This is a genomic window from Hymenobacter sp. UV11 (assembly GCF_004684095.1).
GTDB lineage: Bacteria > Bacteroidota > Bacteroidia > Cytophagales > Hymenobacteraceae > Hymenobacter.
Map to the genome: position 1 here is coordinate 26,930 of NZ_SRII01000022.1, position 6,344 is coordinate 33,273.

5 protein-coding genes are annotated in these 6,344 nt (G+C 57.4%); 2 read left to right on the plus strand and 3 right to left on the minus strand.

Annotated features, from left to right (window positions below):
• Window positions 1-1,745 precede the first annotated feature (1,745 nt).
• Window positions 1,746-2,399, plus strand: a complete 654-nt coding sequence (locus E4631_RS24245) for a hypothetical protein (protein ID WP_133656741.1) — start codon at window positions 1,746-1,748, stop codon at window positions 2,397-2,399.
• Window positions 2,400-2,703: 304 nt separating this feature from the next.
• Window positions 2,704-3,678 carry an ADP-ribosylglycohydrolase family protein gene (locus E4631_RS24250; protein ID WP_174805447.1) on the plus strand — a complete coding sequence of 325 codons (975 nt, stop codon included), beginning with the start codon at window positions 2,704-2,706 and terminating at the stop codon, window positions 3,676-3,678.
• Between the two features lie 621 nt (window positions 3,679-4,299).
• Here E4631_RS24250 and E4631_RS24255 read toward each other — a convergent pair.
• The 3 genes from E4631_RS24255 to E4631_RS24265 all read right to left on the minus strand — a co-directional run bounded on the left by E4631_RS24255 (window position 4,300) and on the right by E4631_RS24265 (window position 6,152).
• Window positions 4,300-4,857, minus strand: coding sequence for a hypothetical protein (locus E4631_RS24255; RefSeq protein WP_133656742.1), 558 nt, complete (start codon window positions 4,855-4,857; stop codon window positions 4,300-4,302).
• A 102-nt stretch (window positions 4,858-4,959) separates the two neighbouring features.
• Complete coding sequence (locus tag E4631_RS24260; protein WP_133656743.1) at window positions 4,960-5,847, minus strand: IS3 family transposase; 888 nt, start codon at window positions 5,845-5,847, stop codon at window positions 4,960-4,962.
• Window positions 5,844-6,152 (minus strand): transposase, encoded by a 309-nt coding sequence (locus E4631_RS24265; protein ID WP_133656744.1) that lies wholly within the window; start codon window positions 6,150-6,152, stop codon window positions 5,844-5,846. The genes E4631_RS24260 and E4631_RS24265 overlap by 4 nt, the downstream gene beginning before the upstream one ends.
• Between the last annotated feature and the right edge of the window lie 192 nt (window positions 6,153-6,344).

Here is a 6,344-nt window from a genome sequence, read left to right on the forward strand (position 1 = left end):
AGGCGGTCAATTCCCCTCCTTAGCCAATAGAGGGGACGTTGCCGCTTCGCGCCAACGTCCCCTCTATTGGCTAAGGAGGGGAATTGACCGCCTCACACTACCCCGCAACTTAGGTTAGCTAACCCGGTCTTCTAGCGTGCCCGCACGAGCAGCCAGCCAACGCGCCGACCGTTAGATAGCCTATCAAACCTATTTTTAGGCCTTTTGGCCCGATGTGGCCCATCAGTCAACCTATACCCGGACCGGTAGGACCGATACCGGTCCTATCGGTCCTACCGGTCCGGGTATAGGTCCTATCGGTCCGGATATCGGTCCAGGTATCGGTCCTATCGGTCCTATCGGTCCGGGTATCGGTTTGTACGCTTCCCTGAAGCATGAACCGGATTGAATCAGAGACAAGCTAATTTCAAAGAAGCATTGTTGAATAAAAACGCGTCTTATAATTGGCCTTATGGTAAGCAAGTGGGGAGAAGCACTTCGTTTTAGTCAGCCCGCTGGCCCGCTTTCGTAGTTAACCGGGTCGTAAATACGCGCAGCACGCGTTAAACACGAGCAGATGGGTCTACCAGCTAGGGGGAACGGTTAGCTAACCCGGTCTTTTAGCGTGCCCGTACGAGCAGCCAGCCAGCGCGCTGACCGTTAGATAGCCTGCAAAGGCTATTTTTAGGCCTTTTGGCCCGGTGTGGCCCATCGGTCAACCGATAGCGGGCCGATATCGCCCATCAGTCAATCGATATCCAGACCGATATGGCCCATCGGTCAACCGATAGCGGGCCGATATCGCCCATCAGTCAACCGATATCCAGACCGATATGGCCCATCGGTCAACCGATAGCGGGCCGATATCGCCGATATCCGGACCGATACGACCGATATGGCCAATATCCGGACCAATATGGCCCATCGGTCAACCGATATCCGGACCGATATGACCGATACGACCGATATCCGGACCGATATGACCGATACCCGGACCGATACGACCGATATCGGTCAACTGACACCTATTTTTCAATATTTTATTGATTTACAGTATTTTAATGCACATCGTGATTTAATTTACTTTAGATATTATCTATAAAATACTGTTTTTCAAATAGATAATGAATACGGGCTGTTTACTGGTTCCCTCGCGTACCCCCGCCACTGCGCTTGGCCCCTGCTGCGCCCAGTCCATTGCGAATACCTGCTGCCGACGCGTCGTCTCCTCGGCTGCGTGCCGCCCCCGCCACCCGGCCTTGCGCAGCTACTTCCGCTTCAGGGTGGCATGCTGCTGGTACGCTCCTCCGACGCCAAGCCGCAACGGCGGCCTTCGCAGGCCGGCCCCTTTGCCTAGCAGGAGCTAAGAGGACCGAATGCACCCGGTTAGCAGCTGAGTAACGGCCGGCTTAGGCGCGCACCTGCTCCCCGGGTAGGCGTCCGTTTTTGGAGATCGACCGCTAGCGCCGGATTCCTGACCGTTGTCTGCCGTTCCGACTAGCGGGTGACCCCGGCCAGCGCACCCGCCGCTAGCCGAGCGGTCCTTCCCCACCGCCCCTGACCCTGCGCCAGCTACAAAAGGGTAGCAAGGAGTAAGAAAACGTCGCTAATTCAGCCTTTAGCCAGCGATAAGACGCCCTTTTACGTGCTGCAAACGGTCGTTTACAGAATGTAAAAGGGCTTTACCTAACCTACCATTATTGTGATTCTATAACCGCAGATGCGAGGGGTTACTTTGTGCACTGTTTTCGTTGCTTCCAGGATTTATGCCCCTTCCTTCTGCCCGTTTTGTTATTGCCTGCCTTCTCGGCCTTCTATGGGCAAGCGGTCTACTCTCTTGTCAGAGTGACCCCACCCACCGCCCAGCGGCTGAGCTGGCGGCGGGACAGCCCACGCGGGTAGATACCTATACCGTCGACAAGAGCGAGGCGCTACCCAGTAAGGACTGGCAGGTTTACGACCTTAACGGCGACACTGTGTGCGTGCCCGTCGTGTGGCGATACCGAGTTAAGGGCGCCACATTCACCGCAGCGCACCCAGCAGAAACCGATTCTCTAGTCAAGTTCACTTTTTCCCGGTTCTTACGCCAGGTTTTGGGCTCCGAGCAGGACGCCGCGGCTAAACGGCTGCTTCAGCGCTACACGGGTTTTACCCCGGTGGTGAAGAAGTTTACCTTCCAACAAGGCGTGCTGTATGGGGTGGATACCGTCGTGGTGCAGCACCGCACGTCGTATGCGGCCCACTACTTGTTGTATGTGACCCCCAGCTACATGTATGCCATTGACTTAGTCGTGCCAGCGGAATCCTCCGTCCGGTATCCTAAAGACCTGTCCAACAACATCCTAGTCAACATCCAAATCAACTCTTTTTACATTATCGGCAGTGATAACAAGCTATTGGAAGTCACGACTTTAAAGTAAAATCCTCGGTTTGGTGAACGGCAGGAGCCAGCCCGACACGTGGAGGGTGCTCCTATCGAGTGGGGCGAGTCTGAGAAGCCCGCTTACGATTGAGCATTTACGAAAGGACCTGTCAGGATGCGTTTCGTAAACGCTCAAAAGGGAACCTAGTCCCCGCCAAAGTACCACGTCGATAGTCAGTTGCGCAGATGAGAAAAACCGCACTGATTTCAAGACGTGTCCGAGAAGATGCGTTATCCTATGGCTAGTAGCCAATCGCTGTATTGTTTTTCCCTATTAACCATCCCGATAATAGCCTTTCCCGATGCTCAATCATTCTGCTGCTATTCGTGCTGCCCTGCTGGGCCTGGCCGTGGGCGACGCCCTTGGCGTCCCCGTAGAGTTTTTGTCCCGTGTCGCCCGCCGCCAGGACCCCGTGACCGGGATGCGCGCTTTCGGTACCCACCGCCAGCCCGCCGGCACCTGGTCCGATGATTCTTCGCTCACCTTCTGCCTGGCCGAAACGCTGGCCCGCCCCACTGGCCGCACGGCCGCGCCAGATTTGGCCGACTTTGCCCAGCGCAGCATCAACTGGCGGTATAACGCTTACTGGACCGCGACGGGCGAAACCTTTGACGTGGGCAATGCCACCAGCACGGCCATCGGTCGCCTGCAACGCGGAATTGCTCCCACGGCCGCCGGTCCAAGCTCCGAGTCCGACAACGGCAACGGGGCGCTCATGCGCATTCTCCCCTTAGCTTTTCATGAAATCTGGCAAGCTGAAAACCTGGATTTGAACGCTGCCTGGGCGCTCACGGAAGCCGTTGCCAGCGTCACGCATGGGCACCCGCGCTCCACCCTGGGCTGTTTTCTGTACCTGCTGGTGGCGCGGAGCTTGCTGATAGGCCGCTCACCCGCAGCTGCTTTTTTACAGATGCGCCAACTAGCGAATCCCTGGTTGGAAAGGGGCAGCATTCCAGCGGTTGTGGAGGCCAAGTATTACCGACAGTGGGTGCTTTCCGGAACATTGCCTGACCAACCGGAAAGCGCCATCTCCTCCTCCGGCTACGTCGTCGACACCTTAGAGGCGGCCCTGTGGTGCCTGCTAGAACACGACACCTACGCCGCCACCGTGCTGGCCGCCGTGAACCTGGGCGACGACACCGACACCACCGCCGCAGTCGCTGGCGGCTTAGCTGGGCTGGCGTATGGCGAGGCCGCTATTCCGGCCGAGTGGCTGGAAGTGCTGGCCCGTCGGGTCGATATCGAAGATTTAGCGGCACGTTTGGCGGGGGCTTAGGATAGGCCTGTTATGGCCTTCTTATAGCAGAAAGGCGCTAAACGTCTGCTAAGGCTGTAGTAGACGTGTTCTGCAATATGAAAGCGGTGGTGGCGGTTGCAGAACTCAGTCCAACAGGTCAACGTGCTAAGCTCAACGAGCCTACTCAAGCCAGAATGGACCCTACTACACACGTTTAGGTACTCGCCCATACGGTTGGTTGGCCCCTTAGTGGGTTCTGCAACCGCCACGAATGTTTACGAAATGCGCCACAGCGATACATTTCGTAAATGCCCAAATTGGAGCTTAATACCACGTCAAAGTACCACGCCGGGCGCAGCGGCCGGCTGGACCAAAACCCACACTGATTCCAAGAGTGGGGCTATAAGAATTTTTATGTTATTCGACTTTTCCTAGCTGAGGGAGGGAATAGTTGCCCTTACCCACTGCCCCCAAAATCCTGTTCGCTTATGCTGGCTGGGGAAGGCATTTGGTTTCGAGTTTAAGAAACTCATGTCCTCAGCACGTTTCGTAAACGTTGAATCATGGACGGGTTTTCTAAACTTGCCCAACGTCACAGCGGCTCGTTAGCACCTGGTACCGACCAATTGCCAAACGTTCACCGAAAGGAGCCTTGTGCCGCTACTCCATATTCACTTGCAGATTTTCAATAAATCCCATGGCAGTTCGCTTCACTGCTAGCACTTTAGCCTCCGTTACCTCGCGAAGGATGCGGTTGGAAGGAGTCTTGAAAATAAACGGTTCAATCGGCCCTTCAGTACTGTGGAGCAAAGGCCGAGAGGTGTCGCTTTCAAACCGGAAGTGGTCAAGCCGGTAGCGGTACGCGCCATCTTCCACTGTAACGGTGACCGTAAACCAGAGCTTGGTATAATAATCCAAACCGCCGGACTGGGTGACTACACCATTAAAGCGGGTGCATTTCACTTCCCCTATTGGCGGGTAGAAAACAATCGCTTCCCCGTTTTCCACTGATGTACTGCCCTTTAACCAGTGAATGGCAGCCGCCAAGAGGGCAACCTTGGAGTGGCCAAGCGCTGGAACAACCGCCGAAAAAGTAACCAGCTGGGTCCGTGAATCCACCACCAACTGCGTTGGCTCGGCCTTACGCACCGACGGTCCTTGGCCGAGCATTACATGGTAGGTGAAGCAAAAGCAGAAAAGCAGGAGACCACGGCCCATAGCTCAAGTTACAAGTGCAGAGGGGAGTTTAGGCAAACGCTAATTTAGGCCCGGAGTCATTTCGTAAACGAGTGAGGTGGTCGGGTTCAAACGGACACGGAGCTAAGGTAGGTTAAAGCGGTAGTGCAATTCGACTTCGAGCGGGGTGCAGTAGCCCAGAGCCGAGTGCAGGCGCTGGGTGTTGTAGTAATGGTCGAGGTATTCGGCTAGTTCGAGGCGGGCTTCTTCGAGGTCGGCAAAGCAGGCCCCGCGGGGTAGTAGCTCGGTTTTGAGCGTACTCCAGCCGCTTTCGGCCAGGGCGTTATCATACGGGTTGCCGGGCCGGCTCAGGCTGGCAATAGCCTGGGTGCGGTCCAGCAGGGTAGTAAAGGCGTCGCTGGTGTACTGGCTGCCCCGGTCAGCGTGCACGAGCAGACCGGGCGGGGGCTGGCAGACGGCTACGGCCCGGTTAAAGGCGGTCAGAATCAAATCGGTATGCAGCGATTCGCTCACGTGCCAGCCCACCACGCGCCGGGAAAAGGCATCGCGCCAGCAGGCCAGGTACGCCCAGTGCCCCGTGGCCAGGGCCAAGTAGGTGATGTCGCCGACCCAGATTTGATTGGGGGCGGTGGCCGCCGGCCAGCTGGCGAGCTTGTTGGCCGCGGCCACGGCCTGCGGGTCGGCTTGGGTGGTGCGCGGGGGCCGGGAACTGGCGCGGGTGCAGAGGGCACGTAACCCACTAGCGCTGAGCCAGCCGCGCAAACGCTGCCGGCCCACGGCGTGGCCTTCGCGCCGCAACTGGGCGCGCAGCCGGCGTTGCCCATAGCGGCCGGCATGGGTAGCGAAGACGCGCTGGGCCGCTACCTGCCAGGCGGGCAGCGCCTGCTCGGCTGTAGCCGGCGCGCGCTGCCGCCACGCGTAGTAGCCGCTGGGGCTGACGCCCAGCAAGCGGCACTGCTCGCGCACCGGCCAGCGGTCGGTATGACTGGCAATAAAAGCAAAGCGTTTCATCGGCCCGTCGGTTGTGAAAAGATGGTCAGCGCTTTTTTTAAAATATCGCGCTCCATTTCCGCGCGAGCTAGTTGGGCCCGTAACTGCTTGTTTTCCTGCTCCAGCGCTTCGCTGCCTACTGGGCGTGCCGCCTGAGTGCGGGCGGCCCGCACCCACTTGCCCAAGACGGCCTCGCTCATGCCCAGCGCCTGCGCCACACGCGTCGCCGCCTGTCCATCCTGGCTTACGCGGCGGACTGCTTCGGTTCGAAAGGCCGCATCATACTTGGTTCGGTGCCGTTTACCGGCTGGTTTTGCTGCTTCCATGACAAGGGAAAGTTACTTTCGCCGTGTCCATTTCTACCCGACCACCTCAGAGAGCCAGGAAATGTTATGGCCGAGTTTGTCACGTTTCTTAAACGAACGTTTCTAAAGCGTCTACGAACGGATTATCTCCTTATTTTGAGTGTCCAGCGGTGACCTACTCAAAGGTAGACCACCTCCCCTGCGCTCTTCAGC

Bases quoted from the DNA above. Each gene is read 5' to 3' on its own strand.
- E4631_RS24245 (WP_133656741.1), top strand. From the start codon at position 1,746: ATGCCCCTTCCTTCTGCCCGTTTTGTTATTGCCTGCCTTCTCGGCCTT.
- E4631_RS24250 (WP_174805447.1), top strand. From the start codon at position 2,704: ATGCTCAATCATTCTGCTGCTATTCGTGCTGCCCTGCTGGGCCTGGCC.
- E4631_RS24255 (WP_133656742.1), bottom strand. From the start codon at position 4,857: ATGGGCCGTGGTCTCCTGCTTTTCTGCTTTTGCTTCACCTACCATGTA.
- E4631_RS24260 (WP_133656743.1), bottom strand. From the start codon at position 5,847: ATGAAACGCTTTGCTTTTATTGCCAGTCATACCGACCGCTGGCCGGTG.
- E4631_RS24265 (WP_133656744.1), bottom strand. From the start codon at position 6,152: ATGGAAGCAGCAAAACCAGCCGGTAAACGGCACCGAACCAAGTATGAT.